Origin of the sequence: Sphingomonas sp. LT1P40 (genome assembly GCF_036663835.1) — a bacterium.
Lineage (GTDB): Bacteria > Pseudomonadota > Alphaproteobacteria > Sphingomonadales > Sphingomonadaceae > Sphingomonas.
This window is the reverse complement of the sequence record NZ_JAXOJT010000002.1, coordinates 728,215-753,240: the sequence shown is the minus strand read 5'-3', so window position 1 is coordinate 753,240 and position 25,026 is coordinate 728,215. Positions and strand designations below refer to the sequence as shown.

At 64.1% G+C, this 25,026-nt stretch carries 28 protein-coding genes and 1 tRNA gene; 13 read left to right on the top strand and 16 right to left on the bottom strand.

What is annotated here, in order from left to right; genetic code table 11:
* Window positions 1-103: 103 nt before the first annotated feature.
* The gene (locus tag U1702_RS15200; RefSeq protein ID WP_332726028.1) at window positions 104-1,201 is read right to left on the bottom strand and encodes a GNAT family N-acetyltransferase; all 1,098 of its coding nucleotides are present in this window, start codon (window positions 1,199-1,201) and stop codon (window positions 104-106) included.
* Between the two features lie 96 nt (window positions 1,202-1,297).
* Here U1702_RS15200 and U1702_RS15195 point away from each other — a divergent pair, with 96 nt between their 5' ends.
* Window positions 1,298-1,753: a DUF2721 domain-containing protein gene (locus U1702_RS15195; RefSeq protein WP_332726027.1), complete on the top strand. Its 456-nt coding sequence runs from the start codon at window positions 1,298-1,300 to the stop codon at window positions 1,751-1,753.
* A gap of 1 nt (window position 1,754) precedes the next feature.
* Here U1702_RS15195 and U1702_RS15190 read toward each other — a convergent pair.
* The 4 genes from U1702_RS15190 to dapB form a co-directional block, all read right to left on the bottom strand.
* A tRNA-Arg gene (locus tag U1702_RS15190) sits at window positions 1,755-1,831 on the bottom strand.
* Between the two features lie 64 nt (window positions 1,832-1,895).
* Window positions 1,896-2,270 carry a hypothetical protein gene (locus U1702_RS15185; RefSeq protein ID WP_332726026.1) on the bottom strand — a complete coding sequence of 125 codons (375 nt, stop codon included), beginning with the start codon at window positions 2,268-2,270 and terminating at the stop codon, window positions 1,896-1,898.
* A gap of 10 nt (window positions 2,271-2,280) precedes the next feature.
* Window positions 2,281-2,946, bottom strand: coding sequence for an endonuclease III (gene nth / locus U1702_RS15180; RefSeq protein WP_332726025.1), 666 nt, complete (start codon window positions 2,944-2,946; stop codon window positions 2,281-2,283).
* Entirely contained in the window at window positions 2,943-3,671 is a 729-nt protein-coding gene (gene dapB, locus U1702_RS15175; RefSeq protein ID WP_332726024.1) for a 4-hydroxy-tetrahydrodipicolinate reductase, read from the bottom strand. The genes nth and dapB overlap by 4 nt, the downstream gene beginning before the upstream one ends.
* 88 nt (window positions 3,672-3,759) lie before the next feature.
* Between dapB and U1702_RS15170 the strand changes: the two genes are divergently transcribed.
* Window positions 3,760-4,686 carry a M28 family peptidase gene (locus U1702_RS15170; protein WP_332726023.1) on the top strand — a complete coding sequence of 309 codons (927 nt, stop codon included), beginning with the start codon at window positions 3,760-3,762 and terminating at the stop codon, window positions 4,684-4,686.
* A gap of 6 nt (window positions 4,687-4,692) precedes the next feature.
* On the opposite strand, the gene rpoN is transcribed toward U1702_RS15170, so the two are convergent.
* The 6 genes from rpoN to U1702_RS15140 form a co-directional block, all read right to left on the bottom strand.
* Complete coding sequence (gene rpoN / locus U1702_RS15165; protein WP_332726022.1) at window positions 4,693-6,186, bottom strand: RNA polymerase factor sigma-54; 1,494 nt, start codon at window positions 6,184-6,186, stop codon at window positions 4,693-4,695.
* A gap of 3 nt (window positions 6,187-6,189) precedes the next feature.
* Entirely contained in the window at window positions 6,190-6,966 is a 777-nt protein-coding gene (lptB, locus tag U1702_RS15160; protein ID WP_332726021.1) for an LPS export ABC transporter ATP-binding protein, read from the bottom strand.
* Window positions 6,967-7,069: 103 nt separating this feature from the next.
* Window positions 7,070-7,615 (bottom strand): LptA/OstA family protein, encoded by a 546-nt coding sequence (locus U1702_RS15155; RefSeq protein ID WP_332726020.1) that lies wholly within the window; start codon window positions 7,613-7,615, stop codon window positions 7,070-7,072.
* A 2-nt stretch (window positions 7,616-7,617) separates the two neighbouring features.
* Window positions 7,618-8,259, bottom strand: coding sequence for an LPS export ABC transporter periplasmic protein LptC (lptC, locus tag U1702_RS15150; RefSeq protein WP_332726019.1), 642 nt, complete (start codon window positions 8,257-8,259; stop codon window positions 7,618-7,620).
* Window positions 8,252-8,872, bottom strand: coding sequence for a ribonuclease D (locus U1702_RS15145; protein ID WP_332726018.1), 621 nt, complete (start codon window positions 8,870-8,872; stop codon window positions 8,252-8,254). The genes lptC and U1702_RS15145 overlap by 8 nt, the downstream gene beginning before the upstream one ends.
* A gap of 43 nt (window positions 8,873-8,915) precedes the next feature.
* On the bottom strand, window positions 8,916-9,725 hold the full coding sequence (locus U1702_RS15140; RefSeq protein ID WP_332726017.1) for a TerC family protein: 810 nt from the start codon (window positions 9,723-9,725) through the stop codon (window positions 8,916-8,918).
* Between the two features lie 204 nt (window positions 9,726-9,929).
* Here U1702_RS15140 and U1702_RS15135 point away from each other — a divergent pair, with 204 nt between their 5' ends.
* Together U1702_RS15135 and U1702_RS15130 are read left to right on the top strand one after the other, a co-directional pair.
* A complete protein-coding gene (locus U1702_RS15135) occupies window positions 9,930-10,781 on the top strand; it encodes a cold-shock protein (RefSeq protein WP_332726016.1) in 852 nt (283 codons plus the stop codon).
* A 20-nt stretch (window positions 10,782-10,801) separates the two neighbouring features.
* Window positions 10,802-11,623: a glutaminyl-peptide cyclotransferase gene (locus U1702_RS15130; protein ID WP_332726015.1), complete on the top strand. Its 822-nt coding sequence runs from the start codon at window positions 10,802-10,804 to the stop codon at window positions 11,621-11,623.
* Here U1702_RS15130 and U1702_RS15125 read toward each other — a convergent pair.
* Complete coding sequence (locus U1702_RS15125; RefSeq protein ID WP_332726014.1) at window positions 11,620-12,648, bottom strand: DUF1176 domain-containing protein; 1,029 nt, start codon at window positions 12,646-12,648, stop codon at window positions 11,620-11,622. The genes U1702_RS15130 and U1702_RS15125 overlap by 4 nt on opposite strands.
* Window positions 12,649-12,716: 68 nt before the next feature.
* Here U1702_RS15125 and U1702_RS15120 point away from each other — a divergent pair, with 68 nt between their 5' ends.
* Window positions 12,717-13,586: a 3-hydroxybutyryl-CoA dehydrogenase gene (locus tag U1702_RS15120; protein WP_332726013.1), complete on the top strand. Its 870-nt coding sequence runs from the start codon at window positions 12,717-12,719 to the stop codon at window positions 13,584-13,586.
* On the opposite strand, the gene U1702_RS15115 is transcribed toward U1702_RS15120, so the two are convergent.
* Together U1702_RS15115 and U1702_RS15110 are read right to left on the bottom strand one after the other, a co-directional pair.
* Entirely contained in the window at window positions 13,553-14,101 is a 549-nt protein-coding gene (locus tag U1702_RS15115) for an STM3941 family protein (protein WP_332726012.1), read from the bottom strand. The genes U1702_RS15120 and U1702_RS15115 overlap by 34 nt on opposite strands.
* Entirely contained in the window at window positions 14,098-15,384 is a 1,287-nt protein-coding gene (locus U1702_RS15110) for a NupC/NupG family nucleoside CNT transporter (protein ID WP_332726011.1), read from the bottom strand. Before U1702_RS15110 ends, U1702_RS15115 begins: the two co-directional genes overlap by 4 nt.
* 88 nt (window positions 15,385-15,472) lie before the next feature.
* Here U1702_RS15110 and U1702_RS15105 point away from each other — a divergent pair, with 88 nt between their 5' ends.
* From U1702_RS15105 to U1702_RS15085, 5 genes are all read left to right on the top strand, one after another.
* Entirely contained in the window at window positions 15,473-16,129 is a 657-nt protein-coding gene (locus U1702_RS15105; protein WP_332726010.1) for a queuosine precursor transporter, read from the top strand.
* Between the two features lie 9 nt (window positions 16,130-16,138).
* On the top strand, window positions 16,139-17,038 hold the full coding sequence (gene argB, locus U1702_RS15100) for an acetylglutamate kinase (protein WP_332726009.1): 900 nt from the start codon (window positions 16,139-16,141) through the stop codon (window positions 17,036-17,038).
* A gap of 76 nt (window positions 17,039-17,114) precedes the next feature.
* Window positions 17,115-17,429, top strand: a complete 315-nt coding sequence (locus U1702_RS15095) for a YggT family protein (protein WP_332726008.1) — start codon at window positions 17,115-17,117, stop codon at window positions 17,427-17,429.
* A gap of 44 nt (window positions 17,430-17,473) precedes the next feature.
* On the top strand, window positions 17,474-18,346 hold the full coding sequence (locus tag U1702_RS15090; RefSeq protein ID WP_332726007.1) for a bifunctional 5,10-methylenetetrahydrofolate dehydrogenase/5,10-methenyltetrahydrofolate cyclohydrolase: 873 nt from the start codon (window positions 17,474-17,476) through the stop codon (window positions 18,344-18,346).
* Window positions 18,347-18,457: 111 nt separating this feature from the next.
* Window positions 18,458-20,620 carry a TonB-dependent receptor gene (locus tag U1702_RS15085; protein WP_332726006.1) on the top strand — a complete coding sequence of 721 codons (2,163 nt, stop codon included), beginning with the start codon at window positions 18,458-18,460 and terminating at the stop codon, window positions 20,618-20,620.
* Window positions 20,621-20,844: 224 nt separating this feature from the next.
* Here U1702_RS15085 and ung read toward each other — a convergent pair whose 3' ends face one another.
* On the bottom strand, window positions 20,845-21,531 hold the full coding sequence (ung, locus tag U1702_RS15080) for a uracil-DNA glycosylase (RefSeq protein WP_332726005.1): 687 nt from the start codon (window positions 21,529-21,531) through the stop codon (window positions 20,845-20,847).
* 60 nt (window positions 21,532-21,591) lie between these two features.
* Between ung and U1702_RS15075 the strand changes: the two genes are divergently transcribed.
* Window positions 21,592-21,963 carry a tRNA-binding protein gene (locus U1702_RS15075; RefSeq protein ID WP_332726004.1) on the top strand — a complete coding sequence of 124 codons (372 nt, stop codon included), beginning with the start codon at window positions 21,592-21,594 and terminating at the stop codon, window positions 21,961-21,963.
* A 306-nt stretch (window positions 21,964-22,269) separates the two neighbouring features.
* The gene (locus tag U1702_RS15070; protein ID WP_332726003.1) at window positions 22,270-22,836 is read left to right on the top strand and encodes a hypothetical protein; all 567 of its coding nucleotides are present in this window, start codon (window positions 22,270-22,272) and stop codon (window positions 22,834-22,836) included.
* 94 nt (window positions 22,837-22,930) lie between these two features.
* On the opposite strand, the gene ubiG is transcribed toward U1702_RS15070, so the two are convergent.
* Entirely contained in the window at window positions 22,931-23,680 is a 750-nt protein-coding gene (gene ubiG / locus U1702_RS15065; protein ID WP_332726002.1) for a bifunctional 2-polyprenyl-6-hydroxyphenol methylase/3-demethylubiquinol 3-O-methyltransferase UbiG, read from the bottom strand.
* 62 nt (window positions 23,681-23,742) lie between these two features.
* On the opposite strand from ubiG, the gene U1702_RS15060 reads away from it, so the two are divergent.
* The gene (locus U1702_RS15060) at window positions 23,743-25,002 is read left to right on the top strand and encodes an aspartate kinase (protein ID WP_332726001.1); all 1,260 of its coding nucleotides are present in this window, start codon (window positions 23,743-23,745) and stop codon (window positions 25,000-25,002) included.
* Window positions 25,003-25,026: the final 24 nt, after the last annotated feature.

Sequence of the window (25,026 nt, the reverse complement as noted above, 5' to 3'; positions counted from 1 at the left end):
CATCTGGAGACAGCCGAAGCCGCCCCGCTTGTGGCACGAGTCATATCGCTCGCAGCTGTCACTTTATAAGCAACGATTGAAAATGCAACAGGTGCAGGGGGAATCAGACCGGCGCGTGACCGCTGCGCTGCCACAGGCCCTTGAGCAGACGCCCGATCGTCGCCGGAGCGCCACGCCGGATGAACAGCCAGTCGCGGATTGCCGGACCCGCCGCGGCGCCGATCACGCGCTTGTAGCCGCTGTCGCCTGCCCCCCAGTCGACCGTCATGATGCCATCGTCGATCGCGCGGACGAGGTTGCGATAGTAAAGCAATTTGCCCGGCGAATGCTTGCCCACGCGCGGGTCGTAACTGTTGGCGATGGCGTATTTCAGGCCGCCCGCATTCATGTCGAACGAAAACGCTGCGGGTTCACCGTCGATATGCAGCACCGCCGCCCACATCATTTCCGCCAGCACCGGGTCGGCGGCAGCGCCGCGCCAGAACGGGCCGTGGCCATCATCGGTGAACTTGGCATCGCTGCCATCGGTGCGATCGGCGATCCAGCTCTTACGCTCGACTGCGGCGAGGTCATTGAACGCCACGTCGGTCCAGTTCGGGCCCGAGACAAAGCGCCAGTCGAGCGCGCCATGCTCGCCCAGATGCTTTTCGTGAAAGCGGTTCTTGCGCAGCGTCGAGTTGCGCGGCCATGTCCCCTCGTCACGCAGCGCCGCCATGTCGAGCAGGAAGCTTTCGGCAACGAACCGGTCGATCGCCAGCCAGCCTTTGGTTTCGGCGGCGGCGCGCAGCCCTTCCAGCGCGGGGTCGCCGTCATAGACTGGCCCCACCCTGAGCGCCGTCACCTCGCGCCCCAACCGGTCGAGCAGCAGTTCGAACGCTTCCGCCCCGGCATCGCCCGCGACGGGGAAGCTGCGAAACGGCCAGTAACTCCCCGGCACCGTCGCCGCGCCAAGCGCGCCCGGACCCATGGGCACGAACGGCAGCGCCAGCACCGGTGCCCCCTCACGCGCGATCGTCAGCGTCCGCGCCGCGCCGCCATAGGCACCCAAAGCGGCGGCAAACCAGCCATAGCGTAGAAAGCGGTGGGTTGGCGCCGCGCGATCCGCGACCGTGTCGAGCGCACTCGCCAGCCCGTCCCCCACCGTCGCAGTGAGCAGCGGCGGCAAACGCGTGAATTCGGCGAGCGGCATCGGCTTCGTCATGCGCGGTTTGTAGCCGCAATCGGTTACCAACCGGTGGAGGTGCGGGCGGTACCGCAACCGGTTCAGCTTTGCCGCAGCCGTGCTAGAAGCATGCCCATGCAACCGATCATGCTTTCCACCGTCGCCGCGACGATCCAGATCTCGATCGCCCCCGTGTTCCTGCTCGCGGGCATCGCGGGCCTGCTCAACGTGCTGGTCGGGCGGATGGCACGGGTGGTCGACCGATCGCGCAAGATCGAACAGCTGCACCCGGTATCGACTGGGGCGGAACATGAGCGGCACGTCGCCGAACTGCGGCTGATCGACCGGCGGCTGTCGGTGATCAACCACGCGATCTGGCTGTGCGTTGCCAGCGCGATCGCCATCTGTCTGGTCGTCGCGCTGCTGTTTGGGGCGGAACTCACCCATCTCGACATCGGCGGTGTGGTGGCGGTGACGTTTATCGCGTCGATGCTGTTCCTCACCGCCGGGCTGATCGCGTTTCTGGTCGAGGTGCGCCTGTCGATCCGCGCGGTGCATATCCGCGAGGAATTGCTGGAACGCGAAAAATAGTTGGTGCACCCGACTGGATTCGAACCAGTGACCCCTGCCTTCGGAGGGCAGTACTCTATCCAGCTGAGCTACGGGTGCGCAGGCGCGGCACTAGCAAAGCGAAACGCGGCGCGCCAGTCGATTCGCGCCGCGTTTGCGCCGCTTACTTCTTGGTCAGCGTTACCGGCTGAAACTGGCCAAGACCACAGCTCGCGCCCTGATCGTCGGCGGTTGGTCCAATCAGCACGGTGACGGTGTCGATTGCGCACAGCTCGCTGCCCGAAGTCTTATAGAGAAAGCGCTCCTCGAACCCCAGCCGCGGACAGGCCATCGGCAGCGTATTGCGATAAGTCTTGCCCCCACGCATACGGAAATCGATCACTTGATCGCTGTGGACGCGCGTGTCGCGGATCTGGCGGAGCGGGACACAGTCCACCGGTTCGCCATCCGGGGTGGCTTCGGGTACCGCCTTGTCCTTCGCGGCACCCGGCGCAATGGCAAGCAGGACCGCGGCGGCGGCGATGGTGCGGATACGCATGACGATCTCCTCAAGTAACGGCGTCGGCCTTACCCCGGGCGGGGGGCGGCGTCTTGGGTTTGAACGCACAAAGATCGGCGACGACGCATCGCCAGCATTCGGGCGTCCGGGCCTTGCAGATATAGCGGCCGTGGAGGATCAGCCAATGGTGCGCGTGCAGCCGAAACGGCTGGGGCACGGCCTTGTCGAGTTTCAGTTCCACCGCCAGCGGCGTCTTGCCGGGGGCAAGGCCGGTGCGATTGCCCAGTCGGAATAGATGCGTGTCGACCGCAAACGTCTCCGCCCCGAATGCCACGTTCATCACGACATTGGCGGTCTTGCGCCCTACCCCCGGCAGCTTCTCAAGTGCATCGCGGTCGGCGGGCACCTGCCCGCCATGATCGGCGATCAGCGCTTTGCTCAACGCGATGACGTTCTTCGCCTTGGCGTTGAACAGCCCGATCGTCTTGATGTGCTGCTTCAGCGCGTCCTCGCCAAGCGCGACCATTTTCTCCGGTGTATCGACCTCGGCGAACAGCCGCCGGGTCGCCTTGTTGACACCCACATCGGTCGCTTGCGCGGACAGCACCACAGCGACGAGCAGGGTATAGTCGTTGACCGATTCGAGTTCGGTCTCCGGGTGCGGATTGGCCTCCGCCAACCGCTCGAAGAACGAAAAAACGTCGGCTCTCTTCAAAGGCCGAGCACCGCGTCCATCGTGTAGCGACCGGCAGGCTGGCCGCTCAGCCACAGTGCCGCCTTGACCGCACCGCGCGCAAACAATGCGCGATCGTCGGCGCGATGGGCCAGTTCAATCCGCTCGCCGGTCCCGGCAAAGATCACCAGATGGTCGCCCACCACCGTGCCGCCGCGCAGCGATGCGAAGCCTATTGTCCCCTCGGCCCGCGCACCGGTCAGGCCCGCCCGGTCGGCGACCCGCACTTCGCCCAGCGCCACGTCGCGCCCCGCCGCCGCCGCTTCGCCCAGCATCAGCGCGGTGCCGGACGGCGCGTCGAGCTTTTGCCGGTGATGCATCTCCGCGATTTCAATGTCCCAGTCCGGCCCCAGCCGCGACGCCGCTTCGCGCACCAGCCGCGCAAGCAAGGCAACGCCCAGCGAGGTATTACCGGTCTGCAATACCGCGATATCGCGCGCGGCTTCGTCGATCATCGCATGATGCTGCGGCAACAGCCCGGTGGTGCCGATGACGATCGGCGTACCGGCGGCGCGCGCGGCGGCGAGGTGCGCTTCGAGCGCGGCGGGGGCAGAGAAATCGACCAGCGCATCGGCATCGCGCGCCAGTGGCGCCGGATCGTCGCTCGCATCCACACCGCCCGCGAACCGCAGCCCTTCGGCCGCTAGGATGTCCTGAATCGCCAGGCCCATTCGGCCGAGGCTACCGTAAATGCCGATGCTGGTCATGCTCGCTGATTGGACATGGAACGAAGCGGGCGCAACAGCGGATTTGTTTTCGCTTGCCGCTGCGGCGCGGGGCGGCAAAGCATGGCCTATGATCGCCCGTTTCCTCGCTTTATTCGTCGGCATTTGCCTGACCGCCACCACCGCCGCACAAACGCCGCCGCAACAGCTGTTCGACGATGTCCGCATCCTGGCCGCCGACGATATGGAGGGCCGGCTCGCCGGCACGCCCGGTTCGGCCAAGGCGCGCGCCTATTTGCTCGAACGGCTGCGCGCCATCGGCGTCGAACCCGCTTACGCCGCGCTCGAGCAACCGTTCGAGACGGTCTACAAGGACAAGCCGCTAAAGGGCGTGAACCTGATCGGGCGCATTCCGGGAACGGGCAAGAGCGATCGCGTGCTGGTGATCGGGGCACATTACGATCATTTTGGCGTGCAGGATGGCAAGATCTTCAACGGTGCCGACGACAATGCCTCGGGCGTCGCGGTGCTGCTGTCGATTGCCGAAGCCTTTGTGCGCGAGCGGCCCGAACACGACGTGATCTTCGCGTTATGGGATGCGGAGGAACAGGGGCTGTTCGGCGCAAAGGCGTTCGTCGCCGCGCCGCCGGTGCCGCTGTCGCGCATCGTGATGAACCTCAACCTCGACATGATGAGCCGCAGCGACAAGAACGAGTTGTGGCTGGCCGGGGCGCACCATTACCCCTTTCTCCGCCCGCGTTTCGAGCGTCTGGCGAAGGCGGCGCCGGTCTCGCTCAAGCTCGGGCATGACGGCCCGCCATGGAAGGGAATCGACGACTGGACCGACGGGTCGGACCATCATGTGTTTCACGCCAAGGGCATCCCCTTCGCCTATTTCGGCGTCGAGGATTATCCCGACTATCACCAGCCCGGCGACGATTTCGCGGCGATCCCGAAAGACTTCTTCGCGCGCTCGGCCGCTACCGCGCTGCTGGCGGCGCGATTGTTCGACACCGAACTGGACGCCATCGCGCAGGAGTCCAAGCGGGCGAAGTAGGACGCGCTAAGCCCCCTCCAGCGCCTTTTGCCGCCGCCGCTGGACCGAACTGCCAATCCCCATCGCCTCGCGGTACTTCGCCACCGTGCGTCGGGCGATGTCAAAGCCCTTGGCGTTGAGCAGTTCGACCAGCGTGTCGTCGGAAAGGATCTTTTTCGCGTCTTCCGCCTGAATCAGCGCGCGGATCGCGCTCTTCACCGCCTCCGCCGACACCGCATCGCCGCCTTCGGTCGACTGGATGGCGGAGGTGAAGAAATATTTCAGCTCGAACAGCCCGCGCGCGCACGACAGATATTTGTTCGACGTGACCCGGCTGACGGTCGATTCGTGCATCTCGATCGCATCGGCGATCTGGCGCAGCGTCAACGGCTTGAGGTGCGACACGCCCTTGCGGAAAAAAGCCTCCTGCTGCTTCACGATCTCGCTCGATACCTTGATGATCGTGCGCTGGCGCTGATCGAGCGCCTTGACCAGCCAGTTGGCGCTGGCGAGCATGTCGCTCAGCCATGCCTTGCTCGACTTGTCCTGCGGCCCCGCCGACACCTCGGCATAATAGGATCGGTTGACCAGCACGCGCGGCAGCGTCGCACTGTTCAGCTCGACCGCCCAGCTGTTCCCTCGCTGCGCCACGAACACATCGGGCGTGACGGCAGGCACCGGATCGCCGCCATAGCGACAGCCGGGCTTGGGATCGTACGCACGCAATTCGCGGATCATATCCGCCATATCCTCGTCATCCACGCCGCAAATGCGCTTCAGCCGCCCGAGTTCGCCGCGCGCGAGCAAGTCTAGATTGGCGATCAGTGCGGCCATGCACGGGTCGTAACGATCCGCCTCCTTCGCTTGCAGCGCCAGGCATTCGGCGAGGTCTCGCGCGCCGACGCCCGTGGGATCGAAGGTCTGGATGATCGCCAGCACCGCCTCCACCCGCGCCAGCGGCACGCCGAGCCGCGTCGCCATGTCGAGCAACGATGCGGTCAGATACCCGGCCTCGTCGATCTGGTCGATCAGATGCTGGGCGATGAACAGGTCCGCCCCCGCAACGCTCGCTCCGGCCTGTGCGGTCAGATGATCGGCAAGACTCAGGTCCGCGGACGCGAAACTGTCGAAGTCCGGGCCGTCCTCGCCCATCCCGCCCGCGCCCGTCCCGGCCATGCCGAGACCGCCATCCAGTCCGCCGATCGAATCGGATGCGCTGTCCTGATGCAGGTTTTCGCCCGCCGACGCGATGTCGAGCGCGCCTTCGCCCGTGGCCGCGCTCGAATCGAGCAGCTCCCCGGATTCTACCGGCGCATCGCGCTCCGGCTCGGCAATATCCGCCCCGCCGCGCTCGTCCTCGCCGCCCAGCGAATCGAGCAGCGGGTTCTTCTCCAGCTCCTCGGCGATGAAGGTCTCGATTTCGAGGTTCGACAGCGCCAGCAGCTTGATCGCCTGCTGCAACTGCGGCGTCATCACCAGCGATTGCGACTGCCTGAGATCGAGGCGTGGCGCGAGGCTCATAAGCTAGAGCGAAAAGCCCTCGCCCAGATACAGGCGGCGCACATTGGCATCGGCGACCAGATCCTCCGGCGACCCGGCGAACAGCACGCGACCATCGTAAATGATCGACGCGCGATCGACGATGTCGAGCGTCTCGCGCACATTATGGTCGGTAATCAGCACGCCGATATTGCGCGTCTTCAATTCCTTCACCAGATCGCGGATATCGGAGATCGAGATCGGATCGATGCCCGCAAACGGCTCGTCGAGCAGCATGATCGAGGGGTCGGCGGCCAGTGCTCGGGCGATTTCGGCGCGGCGGCGCTCACCGCCCGACAAGGCCATCGACGGTGCGTCACGCAGCCGGGTCAGGCCGAACTCCTCCAGCAACTGCTCAAGCCGCCGTTCGCGTGCCGCCTTGTCCGGCTCGGCCAGTTCGAGCACGGCGGAGATGTTCTTGCCGACCGTCAGCCCGCGAAAAATCGACGTCTCCTGTGGCAGGTATCCCAGGCCCAGGATCGCGCGACGATACATCGGCAGCGCGGTGATATCGTTGCCGTCGAGCATGATGCGGCCCGAATCGGGCTTCACCAGCCCCATCACCGAATAGAAACAAGTGGTCTTGCCGGCACCGTTCGGGCCGAGCAGCCCGACCACTTCGCCGCGCCCGACGGTCAGCGACACGTCCGACAGCACGACGCGTTTGTCATAGGCCTTGGCGATCGAAACGACCGCAAGGCCCGCGCCAAGCGTGGCCGCTTCTTCAGCGTTCACCGGTTCCAGCGTTTCGACGTCAGCCATATAGCCTTTCCTGCTCGCACGCGGTGCTTAGCGAATCCTTATCGCGCCGTCACTTGGCAAGTTTTATGCATGAAGAAGGCGGCCGTGCGATCCAGCGACCGGATCAGTCGCGTTTGGGAACCGTGAAACGTCCAGTCACGCGCCCGCCCGATTTCACCACGCTGCCATCCGCTGCGCGCGTGGTTCCGACGCCGGAGCCGTCGATCGAGGCGCGGCCGGTGTCGAGATTGAGCGTCAGCCGCCCGCCGCTCACCGTGTTGCTGCCCTGCCGCAACGTCACCGCGCCCAGCATGGTGATGACGCGACGGTTGATGTCGTAAACGCCGTACTGGGCCTTGGCGGTCTGGTCCGGCCTCGTCACCGTGACCCCGCCAGATGCATCGAAACGCGAAACCGACGGCGAGCCGTCGATCACCTGGCCGGTATAGACGACGGTGACGCGCGCCGCGGTCAGCGTCATGTTCGCCTGTGTGATCCGCACCCCGCCCGACAGGATCGCGCGGTTGGCGCGGTCTTGAAGCTCGATATTCTGCGCGGCGAAATCAATGGGCGCGTTGGAATCGTGGCGGGTCTGACCCAGCGCCGCGGTACCGATTGCGGCGGAGGTAGCGATTGCCGCGATTGCCGCGATGAGGAGGGGACGGGACATGGTCACCTATTTGCGCGCTTGGGGTCGATCCGCAAGCGGGCATTCCCTTGTATTTTTACGGTGCGCTTGTCGAGGTCTGCCGTCATCTTGTTCCCGCTGAACTTGCCGAGCGGGGTGCTGCCATCGACCGCGCCAGTCCCTGTCAGCTGTCGCGTCTTCAGATCGATCGTCGAATCGCGCGTGTCGAGACGATAGCCATCGGAGGTGCGAAACTGGATCGGGCCATCGACCGCGACCTGCTCGCTCTCCATGTCATAGCGTCCGCGCTGCGCCTTCACCTCGGCCGGACCGTCGGACAACTGAATCCCGGCGGCCAGATCGTTGAGTTGCACCACAGGCTGCGCCGAACTCTTCTGCACCGCCGATCCTGCGCGCAGCACGAACGCCTGCCCCTTCGCATCGGCACCGCGATAGCGCGCCGACTGGATACGCAACCGCTCGCTGGCGACATCGACCTTGTTCTTGTCGAGCAGGAACGACATTTCGCCGCCCATGAACAGCGGTGCCATCACCAGAAACGCGCCGAGCACACCGATCCCGGCGGGCAGCACCATCAGCAGCGTGCGCACGATATAATCGTGGCTGCTGCCCGGCCGCGCCCAGCGTTTGCGCCGTGAGCGTTCCTGAAGGGCAATTTCAGACATGCGCGAAGATATCGGTTTCGGGCCAGCCCGCCAGATCAAGCTCCGCACGATGCGGCAGAAACTCGAAACAAGCCTGTGCCAGCGCCGTCCGGCCCTCGCGCGCCAGCCGCCGGTCGAGCTCCTCACGCATCGCGTGCAGATAGCGCACGTCCGACGCGGCATATTCCTTTTGCGGCTCGCTCAGCACCGGCCCGCCCCAGTCGGACGATTGCTGCTGCTTTGAGATTTCCTGCCCCAGCAACTCGCGCACCAGATCCTTCAGGCCGTGCCGGTCGGTATAGGTGCGCACCAGCCTTGAGGCGATCTTGGTGCAATAGACCGGCCCGGCGGTCACGCCCAGATAATGGCTGACCGCCGCCAGATCGAACCGCGCGAAGTGATACAGCTTCACCCGCGCAGGATCGGCCAGCACTGCCTTCAAATTCGGCGCGGCATAGTCGCTGCCCGGCGAAAACCGCACCAGATGTTCGTCCGCGCCGCCGTCCGACAGCTGGACCAGGCACAGCCGGTCGCGCGGCGTCAGCAGCCCCATCGTCTCGGTATCGACGGCGATATCGACGCCCGGTGCGAACACGTCGGCGGGCAAATCTTCTTCGTGCAGGTAAACGGCCATCGCGTGCGACTAGCCGCTTATCTCTGAACGCTCAATGGCCAGCTTAGGGGCTAGCGGGTGGTTCTTGCGGCCCGCCCTTCTTCGCCTTTGCCCGGCGAGAGAAGATATTGAGCGCCTCGACCAGCGCGGAGAATGCCATCGCGGCATAAATATACCCCTTTGGCACATGCACGCCAAAGCCGTCGGCGATCAGCACGGCACCGATCATCAGCAGGAAGCCCAGCGCCAGCATCACCACCGTCGGGTTCTTGTCGATGAAGTTGGCCAGCGGATCGGCGGCGACCAGCATCACGATCACCGCGACGATGACGGCGACATACATGATCTGCACATGCTCGGTCATGCCGACCGCGGTCAGGATCGAATCGATCGAGAACACCATGTCGAGCAGAATGATCTGAAAAATGGCCGATCCGAAGTTCAGGCCCGCGACCTGCTTCTTGTCGAGCACCGCATGGTCGCTGGGCACCGGATCCAGCGTGTGGTGGATCTCCTTGGTCGCCTTCCACAACAGGAACAGGCCGCCCGCGATCAGGATCAGGTCGCGCCATGAAAACAGCGTCTCGAAGCTCGGCTCGCCATTCGCTCCGACCGGTCCGGTCAGGCCCAGATCGAACACGGTCGCGGTCAGCCCGACGATCCATGCGATCATCGACAGCAGCGCCAGCCGCATGACGAGCGCCAGCCCGATACCGATGCGGCGCGCCTTTTGCCGCTGATGCTCCGGCAGTTTGTTCGACAGAATCGAAATGAAGATGAGATTGTCGATTCCCAGCACCACTTCCATGATGACGAGGGTGATCAGGGCGGCCCAGGCGGCCGGGTCGGCCAGCAATACAGAAATATCGGTCATCCCCGCCCTGTGCCTTCTGGGACGCAGGTGCGCAAGGTTCGGTTGAAATGGTGTTCAAATTAGACGAAATCGTTCGCACGGCGTGTCGTAGTTCGCTATGACCTGATTCCATAGGCGTGTCTCAGGAGCGCCGGAATGCCTGCGCCTTCGTCCAGCGTATGGTTTTCGCATCGAAGTTGGGCGACCGGGAAGACGAACAGGGCAATGAGTTTTGATCGAGGGCGCCGCGGGGATCGCGGCGGGCGTGGCAGAGACAAGCGCGACGGTTTCGGCGGCGATGAATTTGGCGGCGGCAGCAGCTTTGGTGGCGGCGGCGATCGCTTCGGCGGCGGCGGCGGTGGTTTTGGCGATCGCGGCGGTGGTGGCGGCTTCGGCGGCGGTGACCGCTTCGGCGGCGGCGGCGGCGGAGGTGGTTATCGCGGCGGCGGCGGTGGTGGCTTTGGCGGCGGTGGTGGCGGCGGCTTCGGCGGCGGAAATCGCGGCGGCGGCGGTGGTGGCGGCATGCCCCCCCAGGTCGTTGGCGAAGGCACCGGCGTGGTCAAATTTTTCAATGGCCAGAAGGGCTTTGGCTTCGTCGTCCGCGACGATGGCGGTGAAGATGTTTTCGTGCATATCAGCGCGGTCGAACAAGCCGGTCTGACCGGTCTGGCCGAAGGGCAGCCTTTGGGTTTCACGCTGGTTGATCGCGGCGGCCGCATCAGCGCAACCGATCTGAAGATCGACGGCGAACCGATGCCAGTCGAAGATCGCGGTCCGCCGCGTGACCGCGATGCTGGTCCGGGTGCCCCTCGCGGCGGTGCTGGCGGCGGTGCCGGTGGCCCGCAGCGTCAGCTGACGGGTGAGAAGGCGACCGGTACGGTCAAGTTCTTCAACGCGATGAAGGGCTTCGGCTTCATTCAGCGCGATGACGGTCAGCCGGATGCGTTCGTGCACATCTCGGCGGTCGAGCGTGCAGGCATGCCGACGCTCAACGAAGGCGACAAGCTCGAGTTCGAGCTCGAAGTCGATCGTCGCGGCAAATATGCTGCGGTGAATCTGTCGCCGTCGCAGGACTGACGTCGAAGGTACGGAAATCCATGCACCGACTGATCCAGGTCGGGCGCGGGACGATAATCGGGGTCGCCCTGGCCATGCTGGCCGGGGCGGCCCCTGTCGTTTCGGCGCCCCAGACAAGCCAGTCGGAGACACGCGCCGAAACGCCAGCCGGTTCGCCGATCGAGACGGCGACGATTCTGGCCATTCATCCGCATGATCCGGCGGCATTTACCCAAGGCCTGTTCTTCAGCGAAGGTCACCTGTTCGAGAGCACCGGTCAGCGCGGCGAATCGGCGATCCGCGAAGTCGATCTCGCCACCGGCAAGGTAAAGCGCGAAGCGCGGCTGCCCGCGCAATATTTTGGTGAGGGCAGCACCGGCTGGCGCGGCACCATCGTCAGCCTGACCTGGCGGCACGGCATTGGGTTCCGCTGGGATCGTAAGACATTCCGCCAGACCGGCACCTTCCGCTACACCGGCGAAGGTTGGGGGCTCACGCACGATGGCAGCAGCCTGATCCTGAGCGACGGCACCGCCGAATTGCGTTTTCTGAACCCTGAAACAATGGCCGAACGGCGGCGCATCCGCGTCACCTGGAACGGTCAGCCGGTCGATCAGCTGAATGAGCTGGAGTTCGTGCGCGGCGAGGTGCTGGCGAATATCTGGCACACCGACCTGATCGCGCGAATCGATCCGGCGAGCGGCGTCATCAAGGGCTTCATCGATCTGTCGGCGGTGACCGCGACAGTAGTGGTGCGCGATAGCGAATCGGTGCTCAACGGCATCGCCTATGACGCGAAGGCCGGGAAACTCTACGTCACCGGCAAGCGCTGGCCGAAGCTGTTCGAGATCGCCTTGCCTTAACGCGCCACTGGCTCGGCACGCCACACCGTCAGCCAGTTCACCGAACCGCGACATTCGATCATCGACCGCGCTTCGATCAACCGGAACATCGTCCCGTCCCAGACATAGGTTTCGGCCGACCCGCAATCGCCGATCCCGCGTCCCTTGGAATAGCTCGCCAACCGCCCCGTCTTCGCATCGAAGGTCGCGTTGACGAGGTTCGGCGGTCCTTCGCTCGCCATGCCCGGCGCGACATCGAATTTCGCCAGCACAGGCCTGGCACCGGCGGCGAGAATATAAGGCTCCGTCGAGTAGTTATACGCGCCGCTCCCGCATGGTAGCATCAACAGCGTCCTGCCCCCGCCCAGCGCGGCGGTTTCGGCCTTGGGCAATTCCCCCTCGCCGCCCTCATAGACGCTGCCGCACTCGCTCGCCTTGTCGAGCGCGGCGCGCATTGCCGGGGTGAACGATGCCGCCACGCCCGTCGGCCGCACGTAACTCACCTTAGGCATTGCCGGCGGTGCCGGGACCGCGCTCACCGGCTTGGTGCCTTTAGCAACTGTTGCGGTGACCGTTCCTACGCGTCCCTGCTCGGCATCGATGAAACGCAGGGCGGCCGACGATCCCTTGAGCGATGCCATACCCATCACCGACGTTTCATCGCCGATTCGCAGGTCCGCGCCATCGATCATCCCCGCGACAACCTTGGCGGCATCGGTACCGGTAATGCGCAGAAAATCCTTTCGCGGCATCGCGCGCACGTCCAGCCCGCGCTCGGTCGTCACCCGCAGCGAATCATTTCCGGCATTGGCGGGCAACTGCACTTCGACAGTGAACCCACCCGTCGGTCCCGGCGCGCGCTCGACTGAAACCGACACCTGGTCGTAGGGTGATCTGTCGTCCGGCTGCGCCTCGCCGGGCCAGAGCGAGGTCATCTCGCACTGCTTGATATTGTCGCACGCGACCACCCAATCGCCGAACACCTTGATCGGCCCCAACTGCGGGGCAGATACCTGAACGGCAAAGACAAGCGCGAGGGTCAGCATGGCCAGCATCCTAGCTGTTTGCGAAACGAGTCGGTAGGAGGCTGCCATATTCGATATCGGAGGCAAGCATGAAGACGATCGGCGTAATCGGCGCGGGACAAATGGGAGCAGGCATCGCTCAGGTTTCGGCGCAGGCGGGCTATCGCGTGCTGTTGTCCGATGTCGACGCCGAGCGCGCCGAAAAGGGCAAGGCCGGGATCGCCAAGCAACTCGCGCGCGCGGTGGAGAAGGAAAAGATCACCGCCGAAGCGCTCGATGCCGCATTGACCAACATCGAATGCGTCGGTGGCACCGACGCGTTTGCCGTCTGCGATCTGGTGATCGAGGCCGCGACCGAGCGGGAGGCGATCAAGCGCCAGATCTTTGAGAGCGTCGGCAAGGTGCTGGGGCCGGACGCAATCCTTGCGAGCAACACCTCCTCGATCCCGATCACGCGGCTGGCGCAGGCCTCGCCCAATCCGGCGCGCTTCGTGGGCGTGCATTTCTTCAACCCGGTGCCGGTGATGGGCCTGATCGAGCTGATCCGCGGCCTCGCCACCAGCGACGCGACCGTCACTGCGGTCGAGGCTTACGGCGAGACCTTGGGCAAGCGCATCGTCCACGCCAATGACGCCCCGGGCTTCATCGTCAACCGCGTGCTGATGCCGTTCGTCAATGAGGCGTGCTTTGCCCTTGGAGAGGGGGTCGCAACGATTCCTGATATCGACGCCGCGATCCAGCTGGGCCTGAACCACCCGATGGGTCCATTCACGCTCGCCGACTTCATCGGCCTCGACACCTGCCTTGAGATCAGCCGCGTTCTGTTCGAAGGGACCGGTGACCCCAAATTCCGCCCCGCGCCGTTGCTGATCAAATATGTCGAAGCCGGCTGGTACGGGCGGAAGACCGGGCGCGGCTTTTACGACTATTCGGGACCGGAGCCGGTGCCAACGCGATGATTGTGGGCACCGAGATGAGTATGGATTACTTCGGTCAGTCGGTCGAAGCTCTGATCGGTGCCCTGCATTGTCAATGCGAGATCGCCGAAACCCATGCCTTTGTTCAGGCCTGACAGCCTACCGAGAGTCGATTGAGCAGGGTAGTGCTCCGGCGCATCGAGCCATACGCACAGGAACGTTTGGTTATAGATTGCGCGCTGCTCCGTGCGAACGATCGCGCTCCATGGAATGATCTGGTCCAACCAGCGCCGCCAAAGGATACCGCGCGTGTCGATTTCCATTACTGGCCCGTTGCGAAATAGCTGGCGTACACCCACGATCGTAAGTCCGCCGAAAACCAGAATCGCGACAGCGCCAATGAACAAGATGGGCGCAGAACTATCGAAGCCTTTCTGGTACGCAAGTTCGTCGGCATTGATGACAATCCAGAACCCCGCCGCCAAAAATGCCCCTCCAATAAATATCAGAATCAGCATCCTGGTCTTCGATACATGCGCGACGAGCCGCTCGCTCACGGCAGCATCAACCCCGCCAGTGCCGCACTCATCAAATTCGCCAGACTGCCAGCGATCAGCGCCTTAATCCCCAGCTTGGCGATCATCGGGCGCTGGTTCGGCGCGAGGCTGCCGGTCGCGGCCATCTGGATCGCAATCGAGCTGAAATTGGCGAAACCGCACAGCGAAAAGGTGATGATCGCGACGCTGCGCGGGCTGAGCTCAGTCAGCTTGGCGAGCTCGACGAAACCGACGACCTCGTTGAGTACCATCTTGGTGCCGAACAATCCGCCCGCCGCACCCGCTTCGTGCCACGGGATGCCGATCAGGAACATCATCGGCTGAAACACATAACCGAGCAGCATCTGGAAACTCAACTGCGGATAGCCGAACCAACTGCCGACACCGCTCAACAGGCCATTGGCGAGCGCGACCAGCGCGACGAATGCTAACACCATCGCACCCACCGCTACCGCGATCCGCACGCCGGTTTGCGCGCCGCTCGCCGCCGCCATGATGATGTTGGCGGCTTTTTCTTCCTCGATTTCATGCTCGACCACGCGGATCACGACATCCTCCGGATCGTCGCCCAGTGGCAGTTCCTCCTCGACCGGCGGCACGTCGGGCATCATGATCTTGGCCATCAGCAACCCGCCTGGTGCCGCCATGAACGACGCGGCCAGCAGATACGGCAGCGCCTCGGGTTTGAGGAAGCTGGCATAGAGCGCGAGGATCGTGCCCGCGACGCCCGCCATGCCGACGGTCATCACCGCGAACAGCTGCGGCGGGGTAAGCTTGGCGAGATAGGGGCGGATGACCAGCGGCGACTCGCTCTGCCCGACGAAGATGTTCGCCGCCGAACACAGCGATTCGACTTTCGACACGCCGGTCACCCGTTCGATCCCGCCGCCGACCCAGCGGATCACGAACTGCATGATGCCCAGATGGTAGAGGATCGAGACGAGGCTGGCGAAGAAGATGATCACCGGCAGCGCCGCGATCGCAAAGCTCGCGCCGCCAAGATTGGGCTGCGCCAGCGGGCCGAAAATGAAGTTGGTCCCCTCCTGCGCATAGCCGAGCAGCGCGGTCACCCCATTCGCCATGCGCGCAATCACCGTTTGGCCGACCGGCACGTACAGCACAATAAACGCGATCCCCGCCTGAAGCGCGAACGCCGCGCCGACGACACGCAGCCGGATCGCGCGACGGTTCGACGACAACAGGACCGCGATGGCGAGGATCGCGATGATACCGAAAATGCCGATCGGGAAATTAGTCAAATGGTCTGCCCCTGTGAACCGCATCTGGCGCGCGGCATAAGGGGTACCTTAGCGCGCGATTTCCATATCGCTAGGTGCTTCCGTATCGCGTGAAACCGGGTTAGCGTGCGCCATGACGACACCTGTTCCGCTGACGCGCTCGCTCTTCTTCCTCTCGATCTTCTATGGGGGCATGGTCTGCATCGCGGGCGTGCTGGGCAATAAGCAGGTTGCATTGGGGCCATTGGCGGTCGAGGCGGGCATCTTCGCCTTTCTGCTGCTGGTCGCGGTGTCGAGCGCCGTTGCGGAACTGCACGGGCGCAGTGTCGCCAACAAACTGGTGCTGTTCGGCTTCGTGCCGTTGATCGCGTCGCTGCTGCTATCACTGCTGGTGTTCGCGCTTCCGCCATCGGCGGAAATGATCGAGCAACGCGCCGACGGGCTGAAGGCGATCCAGCTGATCCTGTTCAGCACTTGGCGCATCTGGATCGGCGGGATCATCGCTTATGGCATTTCGCAGACGCTGAACGTCACCATCTTCGCCGCGCTCAAGGGGCGGGAAGGATCGCGCATGCTGTGGTTCCGCTCGGCGGTGGCGGGCGTGCTCAGCCAGATCGTCGATACATTGGTATTCGTGTTCGTCGCCTTTTACGGGCTCTTCGACATCACCAACCTGCTGGCGGGCCAGATGCTGGCCAAGGTTACCTTGTCGATCGTGCTGGTGCCGCTGCTGATCTACGGCTTCGTTGCGCTGGGTCGCCATCTGGACCGGAGCGCTCCCGCCGCCTAAAGGCGCGGCATGACCCAACACGCACCCGATCCGGCCATGCTCGCCAAGGCGGAAACGCTGACCGATGCGCTGCCCTATATGCAGCGTTACAAAGGCAAGACATTCGTCGTGAAATATGGTGGCCATGCGATGGGCGACCCGGAACTGGCACGCGATTTTGCCGAGGATGTGGTGCTGCTCAAGGCGGTCGGCATCAACCCGGTGGTGGTGCATGGCGGCGGGCCGCAGATCGGATCGATGCTCAAACGGCTGGGCGTCGAATCGAGCTTTGTCGGCGGTCTGCGCGTGACCGATGCCGAAACCGCGCGGATCGCCGAAATGGTGCTGGCGGGATCGATCAACAAGGAAATCGTGTCGTGGATCGGGGCTGCGGGTGGTCGCGCGCTGGGCATTTCCGGCAAGGATTCGGGTCTGGTCACCGCGCGCAAAGTCCAGCGCAGCGAGGCGGATGCGCTGCAAGGTATTGAGCGTCATGTCGATCTGGGCTTCGTCGGCGAACCTGTTTCGGTCGATGCATCGGTGCTGACCACCCTGTCGAATCAGGGCTTCATCCCGGTGATCGCGCCGATCGCGCTGGGCGCGGACGGGCATACCTATAATATCAACGCCGATACCATGGCGGGCGCGATCGCCGCTGCGCTGGGGGCCTCACGTTTCTTCCTGTTGACCGACGTGCCGGGGGTGCTCGACAAATCCGGCGACCTGCTCACCGATCTCGACCCCGGTCGCATCCTCGCGCTGAAGGCAGACGGCACGATTTCGGGCGGGATGATCCCGAAGGTCGAGACCTGCGTCGCCGCGGTCGATGCCGGGGTGGACGCCGCCGTCATCCTCGACGGACGTATTCCGCATTCGATGCTGTTGGAAATCTTCACGACGCAAGGTGCGGGCACCTTGGTTCACCGCTGAGGCGTCCTATCTAGGCAACACAGCTTGCCGAAACGCGCCGCGTTCAGGTACAGACGAGTAAATCCAGGAGGTCCAGTTGGGCACGACAATCGCGATCATTTTCGACATCGTCCAGATCCTCTTGAACGTGCTGTGGTGGATCATCGTCGTTCAGGCGATCCTGTCGGTATTGATCGCGTTCAACGTTATCAACACGTATAATGATTTCGTCAGCTCGCTGTGGAAGGGTCTGAACACGCTGACCGAGCCGATCTATCGACCGATTCGCCGCATCCTGCCCGACACCGGGCCGATGGATTTCGCGCCGTTCGTGGTGCTGATCCTGATTGCGATCATCAACTATGCGATCATCCCCAATCTGGGTGCGGCGCTGGCGAGCAACGGTATCTAATCCGGCACTGGCGATGATTGCCGCGAGCCTTTATGGCGCGGCGCATGACGGCTGAAATCATCGACGGCAAGGCATTTGCCTTGCGACTCCGCGAGCGTGTCGGCGTTGCGGCGGCAGCATTCGAGGCGGCGGCGGGCCGCAAGGCGGGCCTTGCGGTCGTGCTGGTCGGCGATGATCCCGCCTCCGCCGTTTACGTCCGCAGCAAGGGCAAGGCGACCATCGCCGCCAACATGGTGAGCTTCGAGCATCGCTTGCCCGCCGACACGACGCAGGACATGTTGATAGCGCTGGTCCGCCAGCTCAACGCCGACGCAGCGGTGGACGGCATCCTCGTCCAGCTGCCCCTGCCCCGCCATCTCGACGAACAGGCGGTGGTTGCGGCGATCGATCCGGCGAAGGATGTCGATGGCCTCACCCCGGTCAATGCCGGTCGGCTGGCGCTGGGCATTGACGGGCTGGTGCCTTGCACCCCGCTTGGCAGCCTGATGCTGTTGCAGGACCAGTTGGGCGACCTTTCCGGCAAGGACGCTATCGTCATCGGCCGCTCAATCCTCGTCGGAAAGCCGATGGCCGCGTTGCTGACGGCAGCCAGCTGCACCGTCACCCTTGCCCATTCGCGCACCAAAGACCTGCCCGGTCACGTTGCCCGCGCCGACATCGTCGTCGCCGCGGTCGCGCGCCCCCATTTCGTCAAGGGCGCGTGGCTAAAGCCCGGCGCGACCGTGATCGATGTCGGCATCAACCGCGTCGACGGTGCCCTCGTCGGCGATGTCGAGTTCGACAGCGCCGCCTCGGTCGCGGGCGCGATTACCCCGGTTCCGGGCGGCGTCGGCCCGATGACCATCGCCTGTTTGCTGCGCAATGCGCTGGTCGCTGCGCACCGCAATGCAGGCATTGCGCTCGACGAAAACCTCTAATTCGCCGCACCAGCGACTGGCCCCGTCCGATTTTCGTAAGCTGGCGCTTGTGATGTTGTAACATTGCTCTTAAAGGAGCCGCGTTCTTTCAGCCGAGGATCGCGTATTCCCATGAAGCGTAGCGCCATTGCCCTGTTCGCCACCAGTTTCCTCGCCTTTCCGGCGCTCGCCCAGACCGCCGAGCATCAGGAGCGCGACAGCGACGGCCGCAGCATCGTGCACGGCGAGCCAGCCGACGATGTCGTCATCACCGCGCCGTTCGTGGCCGACCTCGACTTGCTCGCGGGCAGTTCGGTGGTGACCGGCGATGAGCTGGTGCGCGATATTCGCGGCCAGATCGGCGACACACTGACTCGTGTGCCGGGCGTCTCCGCCACGTCGTTCAGCCCTGGTGCGTCGCGCCCGATCCTGCGCGGGTTTCAGGGTGAGCGCGTTCGCGTGCTGTCCGACGGACTCGGCACGCTCGACGTCTCCAACACCTCAACCGACCATGCCGTATCGATCGACCCGCTGACCGCCGAGCGAATCGAAGTGCTGCGCGGCCCCGCCGTGCTGCTGTTCGGCAGTCAGGCGATCGGCGGCGCGGTCAACGTGCTCGACCGCCGCATTCCACGCGCCGTGCCGGAGAATGGTTTTCACGTCGATGCGATGGGGACCTATGGATCCGCGGCCGACGAGCGCAGCGGGGGTGCTGCGGTCGATGTCGCACTGACGAAACAGATCGTCCTCCATTTCGACGGCAGTTATCGCAAGTCCGACGATGTCCGTATCGGAGGCTTCGTACTCAGCCCGTCGCTGCGCGCCGAACAGCTCGAAATCGCCGCCGAAGAAGCCGAAGAAGGCCATGCCGACGAGGCAGCGGAGGCGCTTGAAGTCGCCAACCAGCGCGGCCGCCTGCCCAATAGCGGCACCCGCACCTATACGCTGGGTGGCGGGCTGGCGCTCATCAACGACGGTGGCAGTCTCGGCTTTTCGGTCGGCTATTACGACACGAAGTACGGCGTCCCTTCGCGCCCGGGTGCCGAACACCATCATGAGAACGGTGAGCCGGAGGACGAAGAGCATGGCGAAGCACCGGTCACCATCGCGCTGAACCAGCTGCGCGCCGACCTGCGCGGCGAGGTCAACCTCAATGGCGGCCTTCTCGACAAAATCCGCGTGCGCGCCGGCTATTCGACCTATGAACATACCGAGTTCGAGGGCGACGAGGTCGGCACGGTGTTCGCTTCCGACGGGTTCGAGGGACGGCTGGAACTTGTTCAGGCGGATCGCGGCGGCTGGCGCGGCGTGGTGGGTTTTCAGGGTTTCACCCGCGATTTCTCGGCGATCGGTGCCGAAGCCTTCGTGCCGCCAAACACCACCGATCAATATGGCGTGTTCGCGTTGCAGGAAGTGAAATTGGGCGACCTCGGGCTGGAGGGCGCGCTTCGCTACGAGCACACCAACGTCAGCTCGAACGCGGTGAAGTTCGGACTGGACGAGGATTCGCCGATCGGCGGTGTAGATCGGACCTTCAACGCCTTTTCGGGCGCAGTGGGCCTGTCCTATGCGGTCGGGCCGCGGGTCAAGGTCGGCGTCAACGCCTCACGCGCCGTCCGTGCGCCGTCGGGTGAGGAGCTGTTCTCCAACGGGCCGCACGTTGCGACTCAGGCCTATGAGGTCGGCAACCCCGATTTCCGTACCGAGAAAAGCTGGGGCGGCGAGATTTACGCCCGCGGCGCGATCGGCAGCCTGAAGTTTCAGGTCGCGGGCTATGCCAACTGGTTCAGCGACTATATTTACGAGACCGAAACCGGCCTCGAAATCGATGAACTACCCGTGTTTCAGTACCGCCAGTCCGATGCGCGCTACATCGGCGTCGAGGGTGAAGTCTCGGCGACCCTGCTGCACAAGGGCGAGTTTACGGTCGGCGGCAACATCGTCGCCGATTATGTCCGCGCCACGCTGGAGGATGGCAGCCCGGTGCCGCGCATCCCGCCGCTGCGCATCCTGGGCGGCATCGACGTCAACCAAGGCGATTTCGGCGGACGGGTCGAGGTGGAGCACGTGACGAAGCAATCGCGCATCGCCGCGTTCGAGACCGGAACGGCGGCTTTCACGCTGGTCAATGCGTCGCTCACCTGGCACCCGTTTGGTGAGAAGCGCGAAACCGCGCTGATCTTGTCAGCCAACAATATCTTCGATGTCGACGCCCGCCGCCATGCATCCTTTACCAAGGATTTTGTCCCGCTGGCAGGGCGCGACATCCGGGTGGCGGCGCGAATCAGTTTCTGATCCGCGCATGGCACCTCACGAAAAGGAGAAGGCACCGTCCGTATTGTCAGGACGGGTGCCGATTTCGGCCGCGCTCGCAGCGAGTCGGCGAACCGTCGGGCGCACCCAGGATTGACGAGCGGCACGCTGATCGGCGGCTACGCTATGGTTCCGAATCTTGTCAGCCATCCCGGCCCCCACCCCAAGTTTTGATGCCCTTGTCTAGGCATCGAAAATAACGAAAGTCAAACACTTGCAATCGGCGGCAATGCCCAGTCGATCGCCCCCCGCCCGTGCGCCTTGAGAAAGCTGTTCGCCTGTGAAAAATGGCGGCATCCGAGGAAGCCGGTATGCGCAGACAGCGGCGACGGGTGCGGTGCGCGGAGCACAAGATGCCGCGAATCGACCGACGCCGCCTTTTTCTGCGCATGGCTACCCCACAGCATGAACACTACCGGCTGCGGTTGCGCATTGACGTGCGCGACGACTGCATCGGTGAACCGCTCCCAGCCGCGCCCCTTGTGCGACGCGGCCACACCCATCTCAACCGTCAGGACATTGTTGAGCAGCAGGACACCCTGCTTCGCCCAATGCTCCAGAAAACCGTGCCGCGCCGGGACGATCCCAAGATCAGTGTTCAATTCCTTATAGATGTTGACCAGACTGGGCGGCACGCGGACGCCCGGCTGGACCGAAAAACATAGGCCGTGCGCCTGTCCCGCGCCATGATAGGGATCCTGCCCGAGAATGACGACCCGAGCATCTTGCGGCGGGGTAAGGTCGAGCGCGCGAAACCAGTCGGCACTGTTTGGGAAGATGCGTTTTCCGGCCGCCTTTTCCGCGAGCAAAAAGGCGCGCAGCGACGCCATGTAATCGCTGTCGAACTCCGCCTGTAACGGGTCGAGCCAGTCGGGGTGCAGCTTCACGCTCATTGTGCGGGACTGGGCGAAACCGCCCGGGTCTGTCAATCGGGCGGCAAAAGGAGTCGCCTTATGCATATTTCCCACCAAGCCACAGCGCCCGCAGCGCCCGAGATCGTGTTCGACCAGTTCCTCGCGGTCGATATTCGCGTCGGCACGATCATCGCCGCCGAACCGTTTCCGGAAGCGCGCAAGCCCGCGTTCAAGCTGACCATCGATTTCGGACCCGTGATCGGCGTGAAGCGATCGTCGGCGCAGATTACCGAACATCACGCGCTGGCCGACCTGCCCGGATTGCAGGTCGCGGCGGTGGTCAATTTCCCACCGCGCCAGATCGGCCCCATGATGTCGGAAGTGCTGACGCTGGGCTTCCCCGATGCGGACGGGCAGGTCGTGCTGTTTCATCCCAGCGTTCCGGTGCCGAATGGCGGACGGCTGTTCTGACGCGACAAGTTGACGCAGTTGACACAATCGACGGGTTGTCAGGCGCGTGGTGAGTGCCACGCCGAACCGTGAAAAGTCCCAAAAGTCACACTGCCTCGCGCATGCGCGCGCGCTCTCTGGGGTGCCGCATGCGGCTGATTGAATGAAAGCGTCCCGGTCGGTCATCGGACGGACCATATATCGCGAAGCCGGGTCTGTAGGAAAATGCTATTCCGCCGATTTCAGCGAAACATCATGCTTTGCTCATGACGCTCACCCTTCGGACAGACGATGCCGCTCCCTCAATCGAAACAAAAAGGCGGGCAGATGGCGGCGATAACGGACAAGCATGGCGGCGGGCGCAACCTGTGGCGGATCGCGCGGTGGAGCGCGGCGGCAGGGCTGCTGACAATTCCGGCGATCGCAATGCAGTTTACCGAAGAGGTGCAGTGGACCGCGAGCGACTTCATCGTGATGGGCGGGCTGCTCGCGATCATTCTGGGGGCGTATGAATGGCTGTCGAGCCGGTCGAACGCGATGGCCTATCGCGTCGCCGCCGGGGTGACCGTGCTGGGCGTGTTCCTGTTGATCTGGCTCAATCTGGCGGTGGGCATCATCGGCAGCGAGAATAACGACGCCAATTTGATGTTCGCGGGGGTGATCGCGGTCATCACCGGCGGGGCGTGCATCGCGCATTTCCGCGCCGAGGGAATGGGCTGGACGCTGATCGCCGCAGCGGTATCGCAAGTGGTGGTTGGCGCAATCGCGTTGATCGGTGACTTGGGAACCGATGGCAGGGCATGGCCGCGCGATGTGATCGTACTGAGCGGGTTCTTCACGGGCCTGTGGCTGGTCGCGGCGACGCTATTCCGTATGTCGGCGAAAGAAACATGAACGGCGAGCGGGAGGCAGAGCGCTTGAAACAGGCGTGCGAGCGGGCGGCAACGATCTTCGACCGCATCCACCGATCGCCGCGCATTCCGGATCGTTATGCCGCCCGCTCGACCGACCACCGCGCGGTCAGCAGATAGTTGAGGCTGGTGTCGTCCGACAGGTGAAAGCCCGCGCCGGGCGAGAAGGACAGGCCGCGCAGATCGGCGACGTCCAGCCCGGCGGCGGCGAGCAGCTTGGTCAATTCGCCGGGCGTGATGAACTTGTCATGGTCGTGCGTGCCCTTCGGGATCATGCCCAGCCCTTCGCCGACCGTAATCATCGCCAGCCGTGACAGCGGCGTGCGGTTGGGGGTTGAGAGGATCATGAGGCCGCCCGGGGCAAGGGCGGCAGCGAGACCGCGCACGAACGCGGCGGGATCGGTGACATGTTCGATGACCTCCATCGAGACGACCAGATCGAAGGTCCGGCCCGCCGCGACGCCCTCGAACTCGCCCGCCAGATATTTGATTTCCAGGCCGGAGGCACCGGCATGGGCCTGTGCCGCACCGATATTCTCGGGCGCGGCATCGACCCCGGTGACGCGCGCGCCCAGCCGGGCAAGCGGTTCGGTCAGCAAGCCCGCGCCACAGCCGACATCAACGGCAGCCTTGCCCGTCAGCGGCGTGAAACCGTGGGCGTCGCCATGCCAATGCGCATCCACTGCCTCCCGGATATAGCGTAGCCGCACCGGGTTCAGCCGGTGCAGCATCGCCGACGAGCCCTTGGGATTCCACCAGTCCGCCGCCAGCTTGCCGAAATGCTCAGCTTCACGCGGGTCAATGGTTGCTTTGCTTGTCATCGCCATCCCCCCCTCCTATCAGCGCCTCCGCAACGACCCAAGCATTTGGTTCAGGGGGCAGAAGACTCATGGCACGCATCGTGATGAAGTTCGGTGGCACGTCGATGGCGGGCATCGAGCGGATTCGCAACGTCGCCGCGCGCGTGAAGCGCGAATGGGAAGCAGGCAATCAGGTCGCCGTCGTCGTCTCCGCCATGTCGGGCGAAACCGACCGGCTGGTGGGGTTCTGCCGCGAGGCGAGCGCGCTTTACGATTTGCGAGAATATGACGTCGTCGTCTCCGCCGGTGAACAGGTGACCAGCGGGTTGCTCGCCATCGCCTTGCAGGCGATCGGTGTGCCCGCGCGATCATGGATGGGCTGGCAGCTGCCGGTCCACACCAACGGCGCGCACAGCTCGGCGCGGATCGAGGGCATCGACACCGACGCCCTCAACGCCAGCCTCGCCGACGGCCATGTCGCGGTGGTGCCGGGGTTTCAGGGTCTGACGGCGGAGAATCGCGTCACAACGTTGGGCCGGGGCGGATCGGACACATCGGCGGTGGCGGTGGCAGCCGCGATGAAGGCCGACCGCTGCGATATCTATACGGACGTGGACGGCGTTTACACGACCGACCCCCGGATCGTGCCGCGTGCGCGCAAACTGTCCAAGGTTACCTATGAAGAAATGCTGGAACTGGCGAGCGTGGGCGCGAAAGTGCTCCAGACGCGCTCGGTCGGGCTGGCGATGAAGGAGGGGGTGCGCGTGCGCGTGCTTTCTTCTTTCGAAGACACACATGACGATGACGGCCATCGCGGCACGCTGATCGTCGGCGAAGAGGAGATTGACGACGTGGAACGCCAGCTCATCACCGGTATCGCGCATGACAAAAACGAAGCGAAGGTGACGCTGACCAACGTCCCCGACCGTCCCGGTGCCGTCGGCCATATCTTCACGCCGCTGGCGGAGGCGGGGATCAACGTCGACATGATCATCCAGAATATCGCGCATGCGACCGGATCGACCGACGTCACGTTCACAGTGCCACGCGCCGAACTGACTCGCGCGCTCGACGTGCTGGAAAAGGCGAAGGCGCCGATCGGTTACGACGCGCTGATCCACGATCCCAAGGTCGCCAAGATCAGTGTCGTCGGCGTCGGCATGCGCAGCCACGCTGGTGTCGCCGCACAGATGTTCGAAACGCTGGGCGAACGCCGCATCAACATCCTCGCCATCACCACGTCCGAGATCAAGGTCAGCGTGCTGATCGAGGAGGATTATACCGAGCTGGCGGTGCGCGTGCTGCACACGGCCTATGGGCTGGACGCGCCGGAGGATGAGGCGGCGTAGGCAAGGCTTGCCTGACCCCGCCCG

Excerpts from the sequence above, each read along its gene's own strand:
- U1702_RS15200 (WP_332726028.1), bottom strand. The coding sequence starts at position 1,201 with ATGACGAAGCCGATGCCGCTCGCCGAATTCACGCGTTTGCCGCCGCTG.
- U1702_RS15195 (WP_332726027.1), top strand. The coding sequence starts at position 1,298 with ATGCAACCGATCATGCTTTCCACCGTCGCCGCGACGATCCAGATCTCG.
- U1702_RS15185 (WP_332726026.1), bottom strand. The coding sequence starts at position 2,270 with ATGCGTATCCGCACCATCGCCGCCGCCGCGGTCCTGCTTGCCATTGCG.
- dapB (WP_332726024.1), bottom strand. The coding sequence starts at position 3,671 with ATGACCAGCATCGGCATTTACGGTAGCCTCGGCCGAATGGGCCTGGCG.
- U1702_RS15170 (WP_332726023.1), top strand. The coding sequence starts at position 3,760 with ATGATCGCCCGTTTCCTCGCTTTATTCGTCGGCATTTGCCTGACCGCC.
- rpoN (WP_332726022.1), bottom strand. The coding sequence starts at position 6,186 with ATGAGCCTCGCGCCACGCCTCGATCTCAGGCAGTCGCAATCGCTGGTG.
- lptB (WP_332726021.1), bottom strand. The coding sequence starts at position 6,966 with ATGGCTGACGTCGAAACGCTGGAACCGGTGAACGCTGAAGAAGCGGCC.
- U1702_RS15155 (WP_332726020.1), bottom strand. The coding sequence starts at position 7,615 with ATGTCCCGTCCCCTCCTCATCGCGGCAATCGCGGCAATCGCTACCTCC.
- lptC (WP_332726019.1), bottom strand. The coding sequence starts at position 8,259 with ATGTCTGAAATTGCCCTTCAGGAACGCTCACGGCGCAAACGCTGGGCG.
- U1702_RS15145 (WP_332726018.1), bottom strand. The coding sequence starts at position 8,872 with ATGGCCGTTTACCTGCACGAAGAAGATTTGCCCGCCGACGTGTTCGCA.
- U1702_RS15140 (WP_332726017.1), bottom strand. The coding sequence starts at position 9,725 with ATGACCGATATTTCTGTATTGCTGGCCGACCCGGCCGCCTGGGCCGCC.
- U1702_RS15135 (WP_332726016.1), top strand. The coding sequence starts at position 9,930 with ATGAGTTTTGATCGAGGGCGCCGCGGGGATCGCGGCGGGCGTGGCAGA.
- U1702_RS15130 (WP_332726015.1), top strand. The coding sequence starts at position 10,802 with ATGCACCGACTGATCCAGGTCGGGCGCGGGACGATAATCGGGGTCGCC.
- U1702_RS15125 (WP_332726014.1), bottom strand. The coding sequence starts at position 12,648 with ATGCTGACCCTCGCGCTTGTCTTTGCCGTTCAGGTATCTGCCCCGCAG.
- U1702_RS15120 (WP_332726013.1), top strand. The coding sequence starts at position 12,717 with ATGAAGACGATCGGCGTAATCGGCGCGGGACAAATGGGAGCAGGCATC.
- U1702_RS15110 (WP_332726011.1), bottom strand. The coding sequence starts at position 15,384 with ATGCGGTTCACAGGGGCAGACCATTTGACTAATTTCCCGATCGGCATT.
- U1702_RS15105 (WP_332726010.1), top strand. The coding sequence starts at position 15,473 with ATGACGACACCTGTTCCGCTGACGCGCTCGCTCTTCTTCCTCTCGATC.
- argB (WP_332726009.1), top strand. The coding sequence starts at position 16,139 with ATGACCCAACACGCACCCGATCCGGCCATGCTCGCCAAGGCGGAAACG.
- U1702_RS15090 (WP_332726007.1), top strand. The coding sequence starts at position 17,474 with ATGACGGCTGAAATCATCGACGGCAAGGCATTTGCCTTGCGACTCCGC.
- U1702_RS15085 (WP_332726006.1), top strand. The coding sequence starts at position 18,458 with ATGAAGCGTAGCGCCATTGCCCTGTTCGCCACCAGTTTCCTCGCCTTT.
- ung (WP_332726005.1), bottom strand. The coding sequence starts at position 21,531 with ATGAGCGTGAAGCTGCACCCCGACTGGCTCGACCCGTTACAGGCGGAG.
- U1702_RS15075 (WP_332726004.1), top strand. The coding sequence starts at position 21,592 with ATGCATATTTCCCACCAAGCCACAGCGCCCGCAGCGCCCGAGATCGTG.
- U1702_RS15070 (WP_332726003.1), top strand. The coding sequence starts at position 22,270 with ATGGCGGCGATAACGGACAAGCATGGCGGCGGGCGCAACCTGTGGCGG.
- ubiG (WP_332726002.1), bottom strand. The coding sequence starts at position 23,680 with ATGGCGATGACAAGCAAAGCAACCATTGACCCGCGTGAAGCTGAGCAT.
- U1702_RS15060 (WP_332726001.1), top strand. The coding sequence starts at position 23,743 with ATGGCACGCATCGTGATGAAGTTCGGTGGCACGTCGATGGCGGGCATC.